Genomic DNA, 16491 nt, shown 5'->3' with positions numbered 1-16491 from the left:
TTTTCCAGTTGAACCGCACACAAGCTACGTCATGACAGCTTCAATGAAAACGGTTGTATGCTGAGCCAGATCAATTTCAACCACATCCAGAGAATAACGCGTACTTCCGCGCGCCACCCTGATTACAGGTCTGCCGGGCAATCCCCGATGTTGACGCACAATGACTCCGGTCTCCTTGGTGGACAGTCGTACCGCTGTACCATTGGGATACACGGATACACTCTTATTGAACTCAATCAGAATGTCCCGATCCAGCTTTGTACCAGACAACGCCATCATCTCTTCACAGGCCTCATGTGGCATCAAACTGTCCTTGGATAAACCATTAATGAGATTATCATAGATATTAGCCACACTAACGATTCTCGCAAACAGATGAATGTCACTCCCCTTGATCCCTCTCGGCATGCCTGTACCATCTACATGCTCATGATGTTGCAGGGCTGTATGGGCGACCAACAGACTGAACTCCCGTTTGTTCTTAATTACTTCGAATCCACGCCATGTATGGTGCAGCGAAGAATTCGCAGCAGAGCCACTGCCCGGAGGTTCCCCCACTTTGCCAATATCATGCAATAATGCCCCCACGGCAAGGTCCTTCAGTTGATTATAATTGAGTCCCATATTCAGTCCGATGACCGAAGACAACAAACATACATTCATCGCATGAACATACTGTTCATTGTCTTTGGTACGAATATCGGTGAGCTGCACAAGCATTTCACGCCCGTTCAGTACATCATTCAGCAACTTCTCTATACTGAGGGCAACCTTTCTCGGGCTCCAGTCTTTCCCGGAGCGAATGGATTCGAGTGTGACACTCATTTCGTTAATTATTGCCCGTTTCGTGGTTTCATCCAGAATGTCTTCTGCATCCACATCTTTATACGCTTCATCCTGGATGTATAACATGGTCACGCCAATACGCTTCAGCGTATTGACCATGTATACGGTGAGCTGGACTCCGGCAGACAGCAGTACCGTGCCGTTACTGGAATATACCGTCTTGCCCAGAAGCTCCCCCGCTTCCACGCTCTCCACGTTTACATACTTCATGAACGTCCCCCGCTCTTACGATAGCTGCTCCAATGCGAGCAATTGCTCCTTGGTTTGCAGACCGCCTACATAACCCACCAGGGTACCGTCTTTACCACTGATACGGTGACAGGGAATAATAATCGGAATCGGATTCTTGCTAATGGCGTCCAGAACTGCACGAACAGCCTTGGGTCTGCCGATGATTTCCGCAACCTGTTGGTGTGATGAGGCCTCTCCATAAGATATATCGGACAGAACTTGCCATACTTGTAGCTGGAAGGGTGTTCCAAGCCGATCAAGCTGCAAGTCGAACGTTTTTCTCTCCCCTGCAAAATACTGCTTTAACTGCTTAGCAGCTTCGCTAAGCTTCTCTTCATTCTTCTCATATCGATACTCGCCAATCCAGGTGCGGGCCCATTGTTGCAGATGAGCCTCGCGTACGTGAAAGGCGCCAAAATCTATGTGACACAGCCCTTCATCCGTCGCGCATAACGTAAGAGTACCAATCGGTGTCAGTATCTCATCGTAGTATACGGGCTTGCCATGAAGACCCGTAACGGCTGAAGGTTTCCACGCTGCGGCTTCCGGTTTGGCAGGCTGTGCAGACTGCTCACTACCCGGTTCAATCCCAGCTTCCATTTTCAAGTCCTGTTGTAACGCACGCAAGGCATTGTTCTCGTTGTTCTGTTCCTCTGGCTGCTTCTTACTCACTTGCCCAGCCTGTGGCTGTTTGGGTAAGGTCTCGGACGAACTCAGTCGCTCCTCGGCCTTCTGCAGCATGCTTAGTACGTTCCCATCTTGTTCGTTAGCGGCAGCTTCCCCAATTGCTCTCATGGCGTCTTCTCCTCCAATTCTGCTTAACGCCCAGGCTGCGGTTCCCCGCAACTCGGGGCGCGGATCACGTTTTAATACTTCTGTAAGTTTGGGTACAGCACTTTTATCTTTGAAATTGCCCAGGGCAATAACGGCGTTGCGTTGAATCGGCTTCTTGCCCCGCCAAGCGGCGGAACTCTGACCGAAACGTTCCTTGAATTCCCGGTTACCAATATCCAGTAACGGTAGCAGGAGTGGCTTCACAATCTCCGGATCGGGGTGAAACTCGGGATGGTGATCCCAGTTCTTGCCCCGATTCTTCGGACAGACAATCTGACACGTGTCACAACCGTACAGACGGTTGCCTATTTTCAGCATAAATTCTTCGTCCACGAACCCTTTCGTCTGGGTTACAAAAGAAATACAACGCTGTGAATTCAACTGCCCCGGCCCCACCAATGCTCCTGTAGGACAGGCATCGATACATTTTGTACATTCACCGCAGTCTTCGGTCACAGGTGTGTCTGGTTGAAAAGGAATATTCGTCACCAGTTCCCCGAGAAAAATCCATGAACCGAATTTGGGTGATATAATGGCACAGTTTTTGGCGCTAAAACCAATCCCCGCACGCTGGGACACCGCACGATCCACCAATGCTCCGGTGTCTACCATGCTTTCGATCATGGCCTCAGGTACACGTTCACGTATAAAGTTTACCAGCTTGTCCATCGCTGCTCGCAGGACCTGATGATAATCCTGACCCCAAGCCGAACGGGCAAAAATACCTCGATACGCACCAGGCTCCGATTTCGGCGGATTCACCATTTTGGATGGGTATGCCACGGCTATTGCAATAAGTGAAGCGGGCTCGCCATCTTTTAAGGCGGGGTGCACTCTTTTTTCAATATCCGGCTCTTCAAAACCTGAAGCATACCCCTTATCCCGCGACTGCTCCAGCAGCGACTTCAGGGAAACAAAGGGATCAGCCGAAGCAAATCCGATATCATCAATGCCCAGTCCGGGGCCAGCTGCCTTGATCTCCTGTTTTAACTTCTCCCATACGGAGGCATCCTGTGCTGCCCCGGTCTGTACGCTCGTCATTTCTCTTCCCTCTCTTCTTCCGATACTTATTCCGTAAATAGTGAACGCCCGCCTCACGGTAAGAGGACAGGCGTTAATTTCTATATATGCCTTGCATACTTGAATTCAAACGGAACAAGTCTATATGGTTTAACGCAAAATGCAGTCTGAAGTTGTTGTCCTGTCAGCATTTTACAATTTCTTCAATTCAGAAAACGGCCAGAAAATAAATTCAGCCTTGCCTACAATCTGGTCGGATGTAATACTGCCAAACACTCGGCTATCCTTACTTTTGCCTTCATGACGATTATCCCCCATCACGAAGAAATGATCCGGCTCCAGTGTGATTGGGCCAAAATCCGGGTCCTGCACCTCAATATCGGTGTACGTTTCCGCTTGTTGCTCGCCGTTCACATATAGATGGTGATCCCTGACTTCAATTGTATCTCCCGGAAGTCCAACGATCCGTTTCACCAGAAAATCCTTCTTCTCCACGCCTTCGCTTGGATCACGAAGTACGATCACATCTGATCGGGAAGGAGTACCCAGATGGTATACAATTTTGTTGACGAAAAGGCGATCTCGCTCAACCAGTGTCGGCTGCATGGACTGTCCCTTGACCATCGACAGATTGAACACAAACAGGTTCAGCAGCATCATGATTACAAAAGCAACAACAATCGTTTTGACCCAGTCCCACAGCTCGACAACCCAGGATTTGCCCGGTTGTTCAGGCTTTGACGGTTCATTTCGTTGCTCGGAAGTCACATGTTCCATTGAATGGTTATTGGAATTCAAAGGGACACCTCATTTATTAAATAGTTGAATTAAACTTGTAACATAGTGACCATACTCCCCTTCAGTCTACTCCATTTGGGAGAGTGAAACAATTGGTTATGAGCACCAATACCTTGGTTATCGTCAATTCAGCCGGGATAGTCGCGGTGATTTAAATAAAATTCGGAGACACCGAAGCATGTTCAGTAAATGAGGAAACCAGAAGAATATGACGTGAAGAACACTCATATAAATAGAAAGGCACATCCCTCACGTTATTACACGTTAAAGAGATATGCCTAATATGAAATGAGAATCTTTTTTTATTTCTTTTTAAACATGCAAACTAAGCTTTAGACAAAATACTAAGAGTCTGGAAAGCGCTCATAATCTGATTGGCACCGTAACCCATTGCTTCATATAGAGGCATGGCTACTTTGTTGTGCTCATCACCCGCCACCCATACCTGGCTGACTTTACGCTGCTGGAACCGCTGTTCCATAGCCTCGACAAGTGTTTTGCCGACTCCACGGCGACGATAGTCTGGATGTACCGCAATACGGTAGATGCAACCTTGGTTGTGATCAATCGTACCGATCAAAGCGCCTACGAGGTCTCCCTCTTCTTCCGCAACCATGATCAGGTCAGAATCCCATGACAATTGACGGGCAAACGGGCCCATCGTGTTCTCATAACACTCTTCCGATAGTGCAACCTGGAGAAGCTCCGTCATCTGGCTTGCATCACTCAACTGAAAGGAACGAACGTGCATGTCTTAAATCTCCCTTTTCGTTAGCTTAGATGAGGTTTTTTACAAAAAGGGAATCCCTTTTTACCAAAAACCCAATGTTCATATAATGACAAAAAACGAGAAAATACCGCTTCTTCGTCAATTAAACCATACTTTTCTCCATAAAACACGCATTTTCTTTTGAAAGCGCTTAATTGTAACCGTTTACATACGAATATTAAACTTTTCCTCCATTTAAACGCCTGAAAACACATAAATAGTTGAATAAAGGGTAAAATATGTTTGTTATCTCTGGCCCTTCATTAGATCAACGCCTCGGGGGACTTAATAAACAAAAATGTTGCTTAATTAGCTCGAATGCGGTTTAATATTAGTGGCAAGGGTATTATTACATATGTACCTGTTTTCAAAAAAACCTAAAATCTCAGGAGGTATTTCATTATGACTTTTCAATTACCAGCACTTCCTTACGCTAACGACGCACTGGAACCACATATCGATGCAAAAACGATGGAAATCCACCACGATCGCCATCACAATACTTATGTAACCAACTTGAACGCAGCTCTGGAAAGCGCTCCTGAACTGCAAGAAAAAAGCTTGGAAGATCTGATTGCTAACCTTGACAGCGTACCTGAAGGCATCCGCACAGCGGTTCGCAACAATGGTGGTGGACATGCTAACCACAGCCTGTTCTGGGAAATCATCGGACCTAACGGCGGCGGCGCTCCTACAGGCGATATCGCAGCAGCTATCGATAGCGAACTGGGTGGCTTTGACAAATTCAAAGAAGATTTCGCTAAAGCAGCTACAACTCGCTTCGGTTCCGGCTGGGCTTGGCTCGTAGTTGGTAAAGATGGCAAGTTGTCCATCACTAGCACACCTAACCAAGACAGCCCTCTCTTCGAAGGTCTGACTCCGGTTCTGGGTCTGGATGTATGGGAGCACGCTTACTACCTGAACTACCAAAACAAACGTCCTGACTACATCGCTGCTTTCTGGAATGTAATCAACTGGGATGAAGTGAACAAACGCTACGCTTCTGCAAAATAAGACTGTTAGCATGCAACAGTTAACATAAAAGAGAGCCTGATTCGGTCATCATGACCGTGATCAGGCTCTCTTTTTGCTATCACTATAGTTATAGTTAATGGGTGTTTTGTTTCTAACGAACCCAGGAGTCGCTATTGCACCATATTTCATCGTATCGCGAACCTAACGAATCTCAGAGTAGCTATTTCCCCAAATACGGGCTTTGATGCTCGCTTTTGGGTTGATTTGGCTATGATAACGTCACTCAGGTTCGTTAGAATTTACAATTGTGGTTTATCCATATGATAAGACCTCTGGAGTTCGTTAGCTCTCCCATTTAATCATTCACTTGATCATACGCACCAGCAAAATAACTGCTGATCAGCTTCAGGAAGATATTCGGGAATGCCATCTTGTCCATATCTTCCGGACCGATCCAGCGGTAGGTCAAGCCATCGCCTTTACCTGTCAGTGTCGGCGTGCTCAGCGCTAGGTCACTAACATCAGATGGTGCCAACATCTCTCCATCGTTAAGTGATGTTGCGATGTTCTGCGCATTAGCCGTGCCTGGCTCAGGTGACACAGCTGATGATGAGGCTGTGCCCTCCCTTGTTGCCGCCTGTGCATCGTAGGCGGCTCTGGCTTCCGCTGCGATCAGCGGAAGCTCACTGCTCTGGTCCTGCTCGGTACACTTGTACACCTGCAGGCTCCAGACAATGTGGCTGAACACATGCTCCGCATGGGTAGCCAGCCCTTCCGGGCGGGCAGCGAAGCCTTCCGCCCATAGACTGCCGGCCAGCAATGCCATGGCCGGCTCATCCGCCAGCGGCGCCGCCTTCTTGCTGGCTGCGGCGGGCGCCGCGAGCACATGCGGCAGCTCCCACATGCGGGCCAATAGGCCCGTGTCTGGGCGCTGGCGCACAAGCACTTGGCCGCGATGAGCACCGCGGCCCTCCACAATCGCGACCAGCCGCTGCTCAGGGCGCGGCGGCTTCGCCTTGGTCTTAACCGGCAGCGTAAGCTCTCTTCCGGCGATACGGCCGGAACATTGCTCCATGACCGGGCAAGTCAGGCAGTGCGGCGCTTTGGGTGTACACACCAGCGCGCCAAGTTCCATCAGCGCCTGATTGAAATCACGCGCCCGCCCTTCCGGAATGAGCTCTCCTGCGAGCTCTTCCATCAACACCCGGGTGCTGCCCTTCATAATGTCCTCATCGATGAGGAAGTATCGGGACAGTACCCGCATGACATTGCCATCTACCGCAGGCTGCGGCTGGTTGAAGGCAATGCTGAGAATGGCCCCGGCAGTATACGGGCCCACCCCTTTTAATGCAAAGACAGCCTGCTTGTCCTGCGGCATCTCGCCTCCGTGCAGTTCCATGACTTGTCTGGCGGCTGCCTGAAGATTACGTGCACGCGAGTAATAACCGAGTCCCTCCCAATTTTTTAACACATCCTCTTCGGGTGCTTCCGCCAACGCCTGCACGGTCGGGAAATTCCCGATAAAACGATTGAAATACGGAATTACCGTATCGACCCGAGTCTGCTGAAGCATAATCTCCGATACCCATGTGAAATACGGATTGTTGTGGCGACGCCACGGCAAATCCCGTCGGTTGACCATATACCAGTCCAGCAAATTCACGCTAAAATGTTGTTTCTGTTCCTGTAAACCCATATTTCCGTCCTCTCCTATTGCCAAGCTAGCTACTTTTCCATCTGTTCTACGATCGCAAAGGCCGCTGCCAATTCCGTCTGATGCGTAATACTCAAATGAATGTCATATTGCTTATCGTATGGCAGCTGCAGACGTTCCCAGGCTTGACTGGACAGCGAGGCCACGGGACGTCCTGTCCCATCCGGCAGCACCTCAATGTCAGTGAAGCCCATGACACCACCAATACCGCAGCCAAATGCCTTGGACACCGCTTCTTTCGCTGCAAATCGACCGGATACAAACTCCGTCATCCGCTTCCCTCGACGAACTGCGATCTCCCGCTCTGCTGGCGTTAAAATTCGTTTCAGAAATGCTTCCGCATGGCGACCGGACAATAACTTCCGCATACGTCCAATCTCCAGCACATCATTACCTATGCCATATATCATCAACGCTTCACCCGCTTAATCTTTTATACTGTAAGAGGTTGTTCAAAAGTTCCATTTTCTCGGTACTGAAAACCGCTCTTTTTGAACATGCATTGTAAAAGATCTCCATTCAATCACATGATCCGTAACTCTCCGAACACGTATTCTATTGTAGCAGGAGGGGCGATCAGAAGCGAGTACCTATCCGCATTACCATATATGCTAAAATATGAATCAGGAATCGTCTGAAATTCTTAGGAGGTCTGAATAATGCCCATAACTTTTGAATTGCCCACTGACGTAGATGCGATCATTCGCGGAGACTTTTTTCCTGCACAACAACCCGCTCAAGGTGTTATCATTCTGTCTCACGGATACAAAGGCTTCAAAGACTGGGGCATGTTCCCCTATGCAGCTGCACAGCTAAGCCAGACGCATCATGTGCTGACCTTTAATTTCTCTCACAACGGTATCGGCGAATATCTGGAGCAATTCTCTGAACTTGAAAAGTTCGCAGTGAATACCTACAGCCGGGAGCTTGCCGATCTGGCCCTGGTACTGGAACATGTGGCTACACAACCTGAACTCACAGGACTTCCTGTATACCTGGTTGGTCATAGCCGCGGTGCGGGCGTAAGTCTCGTCTATGCACTGGATCATCCCGAGCAGGTGGCAGGTGTCATCTCCTGGAATGGCGTAACCAATCTGGATCTCTTCACAGCGGAGCAAAAAGAAGAGATGCGTACACATGGCCGCAGCCATGTCGTTAACGGACGAACAGGCCAGCAGATGCCACTGGACGTGTCTATACTGGAAGACCTGGACAAGCATCACGAACGATATGCTATTATTGACCGCTTGGGTGCTTCAACGTTGCGAGTCGCACTCATTCAGGGAACAGAAGATCCCCAGCGTCTGCGTGACGGTTCTGCCGCACTTGTGCAAGCCCGCCCTGATATCCAATGGCACCAGATTAATGAGGGCAACCACACTTTCAATACTGTACATCCATTTAAAGAAACCACTCCACAACTGGAGCAAGCCATCACCCAAACCCTGCAACAGATCAAAGACTGGAATAACTAACTCATCTTTAATATAGTAGTCACCTGGATTTTTGCGGTTTCTCGTTCCACATAACAAAAAGAGTCACTGTGTGAACAGTGACTCTTTTTGCATTCCCTAAGAGGGACGGTATTCAATGTTGGTGTTAACAGCTTATAACGATCATGCTCATCCATCCGTATTAGATACCAGGAATGGCATTGCGTTTGTGATGTGTGCGCGTATAGAACGCTTCGAGGCGCTCTTGTGCAGCCGGATCGATCTGTTTGCCTTCGAGATAGTCGCTGTTTGCTTCATACGAAATTCCCAGCTCATCTTCGTCCGTCTGACCTTCCCACAATCCTGCAGATGGTGCCTTGTCCAAAATAGCCTGTGGCACGTTCAGATATGCTGCCAGCTGGCGTACCTGACGTTTGTTCAGGGTGCTCAGTGGTGTGATATCCACAGCACCGTCGCCCCATTTGGTATAGAAACCTGTAATAGCTTCGGACGCATGATCCGTCCCTACAACAAGCAGGTTCTCTTCAAACGAAAGCGCATATTGCATAACCATACGAGTTCTCGCCTTAACATTACCTTTGCCTTGGTGAGTCATATGGCGTGGGCTGCCCAAGGATTTGAAACCTTGCTCCACTTCGAGCGCAATCTCGTTAACTGCATCTTCGATATTGGTTTCCACGACATGCTTCAGATCGTATGCTTTGGCTACAGCGTAGCTGTGGTCGATATCTGATTGTTCACCATAAGGTTGGAACACACCAAGCGTTTTGTACTCTTGGTTGTTCTCTTGCGTAAGCTCGTCCGTCGCTTTTTTGCAAAGCGCCGTAGCCACTGCACTGTCAATACCGCCGCTGATCGCAATCAGCAACCCCTTGGCACCCGCATTTTTCACATACGTCTTCAGAAAATCAACACGCTTGCGTACTTCCTCTTCTTCATTAATGCTTGGTTTAACCTTCAATTCAGCGATGATCTGTTCTTGCAAACTCATCGTTCACACACCCCGTTTCTCAATGAATGAAATTTGATGTCCAGCTTGAAAGGTCCGAATGGTTCAATAACCTTATCTATCCAAAATGAAACGCCCCGGCATCGGTGATCCGAAGGGCGGGGCGTTCTATTGGAGCGAATTAACGGCAGTAACGGTCAAATGCACTTTTGAGATCAGCCGCAATATCCTCTGCAGAACGGTCTTCCACTTGATGACGCTCGATAAAGTGAACGAGTTCTCCGTCTTTCATCAGAGCGATGGACGGTGAAGATGGAGGATACGGTGCAAAGAATTCACGTGCTTTTGCAGTTGCTTCTTTGTCCTGACCAGCAAATACAGTGTACAGGTGATCCGGTGTAATATCGTGCTGAAGTGCTTGGGACACACCTGGACGACATTGACCTGCGGCACATCCGCAGACAGAGTTAATGACAACCAGCGCTGTTCCTTTTGCATCCGGAAGACTTGCTTCCACTTCTTCAGGAGTACGCAACTCCTGGATTCCTAGACGAGTTAACTCATCCCGCATGGGTTGAACCATATCTTTCATGTATTGATCAAATGACATCGACATTCGGTTTCACTCCTTATAAATGGTTGTTCTATGATCTCGATAGAATTAAAGGCGAATAACTCTCCAAAACAACGTTACATTCATATCGAACATTATGGATGTAATGATGTGCTATTCCTATTATACATCCATAAGCAATGAAAGCAAGATTCAGAAACCGCCTGCGGAAAGGCCTCTTCCATAATATTATGTCTCAATGTCTGGCAAAATATGCTGAATGACTAACGTTCAAATGCCACTTTGAAGGTGGTGCCCTGGCCTTCCTCCGATTCCACAGTAATGGTTCCGTTATGTCGTTCCACAATACTCAGGCACATGGACAATCCAAGTCCGGTTCCCTTGGCTTTTGTCGTATAGAAAGGTTCAAATAGCTTTTCCTTCTTCACTCTGGGTAGACCAGGTCCTGTGTCACGTACACACAGTTCCACCTTATCATCCACTATCCGTGTCTCCAGCGTAAGCACACCCTTCTCATTCATGGCTTCCATCCCGTTACGGGCCAGGTTCAACACCACCTGTTTGATTTCCTTAGAATTGAGATTCAGCTTCGGCACATTATGGGCCAACATGAGTTCTATACTCTGACCACGCAGGTTCGCATCCGCCCATAACAATGGACTGAGTTCATGTATGATATCGTGTAACTGGGATTCTTCTTTCTCGGCAACACGATTCTGAGCCAAAGACAAGAAATCATTAATGATACTGTTGGCCCGGTCCAGCTCTTCCAGAACGATCCGGTAATAGTGATCGAGGGAGTCAGGACTCTTTTCCTGCATAAGCTGAAGAAAACCCCGCACAACCGCCATTGGATTACGCACCTCATGCGTAATGCTTGCAGCCATCTGCCCCACCAGACTGAGACGATCCACATTATCCAGTTCACTTCGCAACATCTCAAGCTCCGTGATATCCTGAATGATCAGCATGGCTCCTGTAACTTCTCTCGCAGGCTCTGTTGAAAAGGCATAGATCGGTACAGTTCGGGACTGAAATACGTGCGCACCGTAACGAACGGTCAACCCACTAATCTCACCATGAACGATAGCTCTGCGAATGCTTTTATCCATCTTGTCCGCCTGACCTTGTTCAACAAATTGACTGGCAGGCTGTCCAATGAGATCAGGCGTGGAGGTGCAAGGTAGCTGCTCCCTTGCGGTTTGCTCCATCATCTCATTGACAAACATCACTGTGCCTTGTTTATCTACGGTAGCAATGGAGAGAGGCACTGCGTTCAGAATCTGATGAAGTTTCTCCGTTTCGGCTATGTATCGGTGGTGGACTTCCGAGAGATGCTGCTCCAGCCCGCGATAGTGCTTCATCCGTTCCAGCCATAGCAGACTCAGACTGCCCGCAACAATGGCTCCAGCCGTATATCCAAGTGCTGTAAGTATCATGTAGGTCGCAGAGTGTGTGGATTCATTCTGGAGGGATGCGATCCATAACAGACTCGTTACAACCAGTTCCATTGTAATCAGGATGATGAGGATCGCCATTTTGCGCGAAGGTGTATTATGCTTGAATCGTTTGGCAGACAACCATACAATAGGATAGAGAAGAATGCCCGTATGAAGGAGAAATCCGTACAGATCATAGGGATGCGCAAAAAGAAAATAGAAGAGAATATGTAGAATGGACAGCGTTATGCCTATAACGGACTTACAATACAAAATAACAAGTATCACTGGTACGATGCTTAATGATATGGGTACGGTCACAGGGCTTGTATCGAGCGCAAACACCATACACAATAACATGCTCGCGACACTTGTCACAGCAAAACTGGTATCAACGGTTCCGGCATGTTCCATTCTGGCAATAGCCCGCTTGGAGAGTACCAGACGGAATAAGGGAATCAGAAATACCGCCGACCCTGCCAGCAGTACTTGTAAAAGCATGTCCTTTAACGCAACCACAATGCCATCTCCTCCTCTGCCTGCACATTCCCTCATGTATTTCTGATTAAAACATAGGCGACAGTATATTACAATATATCCCTTAAGACTGCACAATAGAACTGCTCATAACTCCATTATATTTCAGAAAAAGCCAGGAGTAGACACATTTTACGTAAAACAGACAAAATCAATGAAAAAAGAGGGTAATAACATATGTATGATGTCATTGTAATTGGTGGTGGATCTGCGGGCCTGATGGCTTGCGTTGCTGCTGCCGAGCATGGAGCCTCCGTGCTTCTGCTGGATAAAGGAGATCAACTGGGTCGTAAACTCGGCATCTCTGGCGGAGGTCGATGCAATGTAACCAATGCCAAGGAAACGGATGAACTCATCCGACATATTCCGGGTAATGGACGCTTTTTATATAGTTCGTTTCAAAATCTGGACAACCAGGGAATCATGCGTTTCTTCGAGAATCTCGGAATTGCCCTGAAAGAAGAAGACAACGGCAGAATGTTCCCTGTAACCGATAAAGCAAAAACAGTTGTGGATGCGCTGGTAGGAAAGATTGTCTCCCTCGGCGTTGAGATTCGCACCAAAGAACCGGTCAAGGAAATTATTCAGAACGGTCAACAGGTACAGGGTGTTAAATTGATATCCGGTAAAACCATTCTTGGGCGATCTGTCATCATCGCTACCGGCGGCAAATCCGTACCCCAAACCGGATCAACCGGAGACGGTTATCCTTGGGCTGAGGCTGCGGGCCACACGATAACGGAGTTATATCCGACCGAAGTGCCCATTGTGTCTGGAGAGAGTTGGATTCAGTCCAAAGAACTGCAAGGTTTGTCTTTGAGGGATATCGCTCTATCCGTAGTGGATGCCAAAGGAAAAACAGTCATCTCCCATCGCGGGGATATGATCTTCACGCATTTTGGGGTGTCCGGACCCGTCGCACTGCGTTGCAGCCAATTTATCCGCAAGGTTCAGATGAAGTCTGGAAACCCACAGGTCATTATGAGTATTGATCTGTTCCCGGAGCTGTCCCCAGGTGCATTGGAAGTACAGGTGCAACAGGTATTGGAACAAGAATCCCGCAAGGCTGTCAAAAACATCTTAAAAACATGGGTTCCTGAACGTATGATTCCCTTAATGATGAAACGGGCAGAGATCAGCGATGACCTCACGTTCCACCATTTCCCTAAAGGTATGTTAAGCAACTTGTGTGGGCTAATGAAAGCTTTTACCTTCCGTGCAGACGGAACGAGATCGCTCAAAGAAGCCTTTGTTACTGGGGGAGGAATCCACTTAAAGGAGATATACCCAAAAACAATGGAATCCAAGCTGCTGCCTGGACTATTCTTTTGCGGTGAAGTTTTGGATATTCACGGTTACACCGGAGGGTATAATATCACCGCTGCATTCTCCACCGGATATACGGCTGGCATGCATGCGGCAGAATATAAACACGCTAATCTATAATAGGTATTACACACTTTAACCCTATTATGAATTAGCTCTAATACCAAAAACCCCGATATCCACATCTGTGGACGATCGGGGTTTTTGGGCATTGTTCCATTTTAGAAAAATTGGCTCGAACTGCTCTTAGCTTGTGATGCTTCTATGCTTTCACACTGCCTGAGAATCCATCAGCCGAATCATCGTATGTCGGGTCATCGCTATAGTTATGTCTGCCTTGCTCCGTCTGACTTCCTTGGTTTCCGCTCGCATAACCCTCATGCCAGTCTTCATTCACGAGATGAGCCGGAATCGATATATTCTGAAACTGATCCAGCTCTTCCGTTTGCGAGGCAAATACGGCACTTCCTCCATGAGATTGTACAATCTCTACGGCAGACTGAGGATCTTGGCGATCTGTAGGGATGTACAATTCCAGCGGGCCGGACTGATACGGCTTATATCCCAACTCCTCCAAGGTTGCCCTGGCGGCATTCAACGCTGAATCGTCTGAAAAATGCACCTGTAGTTCGCTATTATCCATCATCGTCTCTTCCTCCTTGCTACAGCTAATCTCTCATCATCCATAGATGAGATTCTTCTTCTATAGCATGGGCAGATATAGCGCACGATATGCTCCGAATTAGAAAGGAATTCCTTTAGGGCGTGTCTGAAAACTCCGAAGGAAGCAGATTTTGCCGAATTTTCGTTCCAAGCAAGGAAGTTTTCCGCAGGCGTGCCGGGGCACGTCAAGGGAAAGTGACACAGCATGGGGCGAAAAGGCGGTAAAAGATGAACTTCAGCGAGTTTTTGAGACACGTCCTAAGCCCGGGTCAGCCGAACCCATCCGGCAATAGATAAGACACAGAGTCCAAAAGCCACCGCACCTGCCGCTGTTAGAATACCCACGATCCAGCCGAGCCAAGCCAATCCCAGCGTGAATCCCATAAGAATACCAATCGGGACAAACAACATCCGAACCATCACTGAACCTGCAAGATGCAGCGCCTCCGAGTCATATGTTATAAGCTGAACATAGTCGGACGTGGCAAAAACGTCCCAAGAACGATAAAACATCACCGTCAACATGATGATTAATAACGCACACACGATGATATTGACCGGAAAAGGTGGCAATGCCACCGCTGCAATGGATAGTCCACCAAGCTGTAAATATAATTTCATCGTGGCCGAGTTCCGAAAAAATGCCTTGAATGCAATCTCCGCTGTCCGATTCGCGATGGAACGATTGCGTAACAGTTTACGCGGTTTGCGGAAGATGATGGACCGTGTTCGTGGGGCTTTCGGCTTGCTCACCGCCCGGCTTAACATTAGAGCTGTAAGCTGCAGCCTGCTCCGCAGATCCTCCCGTACATCCCCTTCAAACGTTCCCTTCATCAACAGCCTCATCTGTCCGACTGTAAGCAGAAAAAGCATGATAATTACGATTCCAAATATGATTTTCCACGTCTGTCCATGCATCCATGATGTCACATTAATGGTCATATAACCTATGCCTATGACGAGAGGGATCATCTGAATCCAGCGTCGCCATCCTGTATGTCGAACCTTTGTCATATGTAGTGTTATGGCTTGGAATGAAGCTACTGCACCAAACCAGACAGCCATAAGTGCAATCTGGAGATTCGACATCTCATAGACACGGGACCATAGCGGAGCAGTCAGCGCTGTAATCATGATCATTTTGCCCAGATGTTGCAGACAGGACCGGTAGAGCCCTTGCCTCATTAACGTGCGCATCCACAACGGCCTTGATTTCAGAAACAATACATCCGCTTCCTCCACAAATATCAACACACCACCGGTAAGCATAACGACGTCAATCAGCCCAGTCAGTACGGGAAGCGGTAATCCAGTCGCCCATGCAGGCAGAGGTTTGGTCCACAGACTGGTGTACCATCCAATCAGATAGAGCAGACCCGGCACAAGCAGGTATACCCACACCGTCCAATCCACGACGAGTCTGAGATTTTTCATCTGTTCCCTGAAATGCTCTTTGCATCTTCGTCTGTATAAACGAAGTGGTGTATAACGCTGGGAAGTTCCCATCCTCTCTCACCCTCTCTCTATCTAAGACGTCAGTATATCAAAACAGTCAAACAAAGAGGCTTCCGGCAATCCTGCCGCTTCACGGATCTCATCCAATGTTCCCTCGGCAGCAGATCTGCCCGAAGCAATCAGAATAAACCGGTCGCAGATTCGTTCAGCGGTATCCAGCACATGCGTAGACATGAGCACACCCGCACCGCGGCGACGTTCGTCATCGAGCAATTTTAGAAAATCCTTGGTTGCACGAGGGTCCAGTCCGATGAAAGGCTCGTCCACAATATAGATATCCGGCGAAGACAGAAATCCAATCATCAGCATCATTTTCTGCCGCATGCCCTTTGAGAAACTGGCTGGAAGATCATTTCGAACGTGGTCCATACCGAAACGAATCAACAGCTCCTCCGCTCTGGCAACAAAAGCTTCTTCCTCCATTTCATACGCCGCTGCAGCCAGATCAAGATGTTCCCATAGCGTCATATATTCATAAAAAACCGGTTGCTCCGGGATATAGGCATAACGACCATCTCCTCCAATCGTCACTTCATAGTTCGCATGTTCCAGCAGACCAAGCAGCGTTTTGATGGTGGTACTTTTGCCCGCACCATTTGGTCCGATAATGCCTACCAGCTCTCCTCGCGCCACATTCATTCGAATATTGCGTATGGTCGATTGTCCCGGCTCGTATCCTGCCTCGGTAATATGTACGTCCAATATGGACTCCTGTACTTCCGTGCTTTTATATTCCGTTCCCATATCATTCACTCCCTGTTCTAATCAGGCGTTTATTTCATTCTTTATGTTTTATTGTAATCGAGTTACGGGCTGTGTGTTTGATCATTTTGAGCATTTTGAAGTA

At 48.1% G+C, this 16491-nt stretch carries 15 protein-coding genes; 3 read left to right on the top strand and 12 right to left on the bottom strand.

Annotated features, from left to right (window positions below):
* Nucleotides 1-24 precede the first annotated feature (24 nt).
* The 4 genes from MKY87_RS19220 to MKY87_RS19205 all read right to left on the bottom strand — a co-directional run bounded on the left by MKY87_RS19220 (nt 25) and on the right by MKY87_RS19205 (nt 4480).
* Nucleotides 25-1056 carry an HD-GYP domain-containing protein gene (locus MKY87_RS19220; protein ID WP_339786503.1) on the bottom strand — a complete coding sequence of 344 codons (1032 nt, stop codon included), beginning with the start codon at nt 1054-1056 and terminating at the stop codon, nt 25-27.
* Between the two features lie 15 nt (nt 1057-1071).
* Entirely contained in the window at nt 1072-2952 is a 1881-nt protein-coding gene (queG, locus tag MKY87_RS19215) for a tRNA epoxyqueuosine(34) reductase QueG (protein WP_339786506.1), read from the bottom strand.
* A gap of 171 nt (nt 2953-3123) precedes the next feature.
* A complete protein-coding gene (gene lepB, locus MKY87_RS19210) occupies nt 3124-3708 on the bottom strand; it encodes a signal peptidase I (RefSeq protein WP_074096722.1) in 585 nt (194 codons plus the stop codon).
* Nucleotides 3709-4054: 346 nt separating this feature from the next.
* The gene (locus tag MKY87_RS19205) at nt 4055-4480 is read right to left on the bottom strand and encodes a GNAT family N-acetyltransferase (protein ID WP_017690782.1); all 426 of its coding nucleotides are present in this window, start codon (nt 4478-4480) and stop codon (nt 4055-4057) included.
* Between the two features lie 420 nt (nt 4481-4900).
* Between MKY87_RS19205 and MKY87_RS19200 the strand changes: the two genes are divergently transcribed.
* On the top strand, nt 4901-5512 hold the full coding sequence (locus MKY87_RS19200; RefSeq protein WP_036614138.1) for a superoxide dismutase: 612 nt from the start codon (nt 4901-4903) through the stop codon (nt 5510-5512).
* Nucleotides 5513-5828: 316 nt separating this feature from the next.
* Here the strand turns inward: MKY87_RS19200 and mutY are convergent, their stop codons facing one another.
* Nucleotides 5829-7169: an A/G-specific adenine glycosylase gene (gene mutY, locus MKY87_RS19195; protein WP_340965735.1), complete on the bottom strand. Its 1341-nt coding sequence runs from the start codon at nt 7167-7169 to the stop codon at nt 5829-5831.
* A 29-nt stretch (nt 7170-7198) separates the two neighbouring features.
* Entirely contained in the window at nt 7199-7597 is a 399-nt protein-coding gene (gene acpS / locus MKY87_RS19190) for a holo-ACP synthase (protein ID WP_076216711.1), read from the bottom strand.
* A 249-nt stretch (nt 7598-7846) separates the two neighbouring features.
* Here acpS and MKY87_RS19185 point away from each other — a divergent pair, with 249 nt between their 5' ends.
* Nucleotides 7847-8662, top strand: coding sequence for an alpha/beta hydrolase family protein (locus MKY87_RS19185; RefSeq protein WP_340910602.1), 816 nt, complete (start codon nt 7847-7849; stop codon nt 8660-8662).
* Nucleotides 8663-8822: 160 nt separating this feature from the next.
* Here the strand turns inward: MKY87_RS19185 and nadE are convergent, their stop codons facing one another.
* The 3 genes from nadE to MKY87_RS19170 all read right to left on the bottom strand — a co-directional run bounded on the left by nadE (nt 8823) and on the right by MKY87_RS19170 (nt 12122).
* The gene (nadE, locus tag MKY87_RS19180; protein ID WP_338590668.1) at nt 8823-9632 is read right to left on the bottom strand and encodes an ammonia-dependent NAD(+) synthetase; all 810 of its coding nucleotides are present in this window, start codon (nt 9630-9632) and stop codon (nt 8823-8825) included.
* 139 nt (nt 9633-9771) lie between these two features.
* The gene (locus MKY87_RS19175; protein WP_091038991.1) at nt 9772-10206 is read right to left on the bottom strand and encodes a BrxA/BrxB family bacilliredoxin; all 435 of its coding nucleotides are present in this window, start codon (nt 10204-10206) and stop codon (nt 9772-9774) included.
* 221 nt (nt 10207-10427) lie between these two features.
* The gene (locus MKY87_RS19170) at nt 10428-12122 is read right to left on the bottom strand and encodes a two-component system sensor histidine kinase NtrB (protein ID WP_338590665.1); all 1695 of its coding nucleotides are present in this window, start codon (nt 12120-12122) and stop codon (nt 10428-10430) included.
* A 195-nt stretch (nt 12123-12317) separates the two neighbouring features.
* Between MKY87_RS19170 and MKY87_RS19165 the strand changes: the two genes are divergently transcribed.
* On the top strand, nt 12318-13586 hold the full coding sequence (locus tag MKY87_RS19165; RefSeq protein ID WP_340965733.1) for a BaiN/RdsA family NAD(P)/FAD-dependent oxidoreductase: 1269 nt from the start codon (nt 12318-12320) through the stop codon (nt 13584-13586).
* Nucleotides 13587-13728: 142 nt separating this feature from the next.
* Here the strand turns inward: MKY87_RS19165 and MKY87_RS19160 are convergent, their stop codons facing one another.
* The 3 genes from MKY87_RS19160 to MKY87_RS19150 all read right to left on the bottom strand — a co-directional run bounded on the left by MKY87_RS19160 (nt 13729) and on the right by MKY87_RS19150 (nt 16388).
* The gene (locus tag MKY87_RS19160; protein WP_339786530.1) at nt 13729-14112 is read right to left on the bottom strand and encodes a hypothetical protein; all 384 of its coding nucleotides are present in this window, start codon (nt 14110-14112) and stop codon (nt 13729-13731) included.
* Between the two features lie 275 nt (nt 14113-14387).
* Nucleotides 14388-15635, bottom strand: a complete 1248-nt coding sequence (locus MKY87_RS19155) for an ABC transporter permease (RefSeq protein ID WP_340965732.1) — start codon at nt 15633-15635, stop codon at nt 14388-14390.
* 21 nt (nt 15636-15656) lie between these two features.
* Nucleotides 15657-16388 carry an ABC transporter ATP-binding protein gene (locus MKY87_RS19150; RefSeq protein ID WP_340965730.1) on the bottom strand — a complete coding sequence of 244 codons (732 nt, stop codon included), beginning with the start codon at nt 16386-16388 and terminating at the stop codon, nt 15657-15659.
* Nucleotides 16389-16491: the final 103 nt, after the last annotated feature.

The sequence above is a fragment of the Paenibacillus sp. FSL R7-0198 genome (assembly GCF_038000415.1).
GTDB lineage: Bacteria > Bacillota > Bacilli > Paenibacillales > Paenibacillaceae > Paenibacillus.
This window is presented reverse-complemented; position numbering and strand designations above follow the sequence as displayed.

Coding starts and splice junctions, on each gene's coding strand:
- MKY87_RS19220 (WP_339786503.1), bottom strand. CDS start 1,056: ATGAAGTATGTAAACGTGGAGAGCGTGGAAGCGGGGGAGCTTCTGGGC.
- queG (WP_339786506.1), bottom strand. CDS start 2,952: ATGACGAGCGTACAGACCGGGGCAGCACAGGATGCCTCCGTATGGGAG.
- lepB (WP_074096722.1), bottom strand. CDS start 3,708: ATGGAACATGTGACTTCCGAGCAACGAAATGAACCGTCAAAGCCTGAA.
- MKY87_RS19205 (WP_017690782.1), bottom strand. CDS start 4,480: ATGCACGTTCGTTCCTTTCAGTTGAGTGATGCAAGCCAGATGACGGAG.
- MKY87_RS19200 (WP_036614138.1), top strand. CDS start 4,901: ATGACTTTTCAATTACCAGCACTTCCTTACGCTAACGACGCACTGGAA.
- mutY (WP_340965735.1), bottom strand. CDS start 7,169: ATGGGTTTACAGGAACAGAAACAACATTTTAGCGTGAATTTGCTGGAC.
- acpS (WP_076216711.1), bottom strand. CDS start 7,597: ATGATATATGGCATAGGTAATGATGTGCTGGAGATTGGACGTATGCGG.
- MKY87_RS19185 (WP_340910602.1), top strand. CDS start 7,847: ATGCCCATAACTTTTGAATTGCCCACTGACGTAGATGCGATCATTCGC.
- nadE (WP_338590668.1), bottom strand. CDS start 9,632: ATGAGTTTGCAAGAACAGATCATCGCTGAATTGAAGGTTAAACCAAGC.
- MKY87_RS19175 (WP_091038991.1), bottom strand. CDS start 10,206: ATGTCGATGTCATTTGATCAATACATGAAAGATATGGTTCAACCCATG.
- MKY87_RS19165 (WP_340965733.1), top strand. CDS start 12,318: ATGTATGATGTCATTGTAATTGGTGGTGGATCTGCGGGCCTGATGGCT.
- MKY87_RS19160 (WP_339786530.1), bottom strand. CDS start 14,112: ATGATGGATAATAGCGAACTACAGGTGCATTTTTCAGACGATTCAGCG.
- MKY87_RS19155 (WP_340965732.1), bottom strand. CDS start 15,635: ATGGGAACTTCCCAGCGTTATACACCACTTCGTTTATACAGACGAAGA.
- MKY87_RS19150 (WP_340965730.1), bottom strand. CDS start 16,388: ATGGGAACGGAATATAAAAGCACGGAAGTACAGGAGTCCATATTGGAC.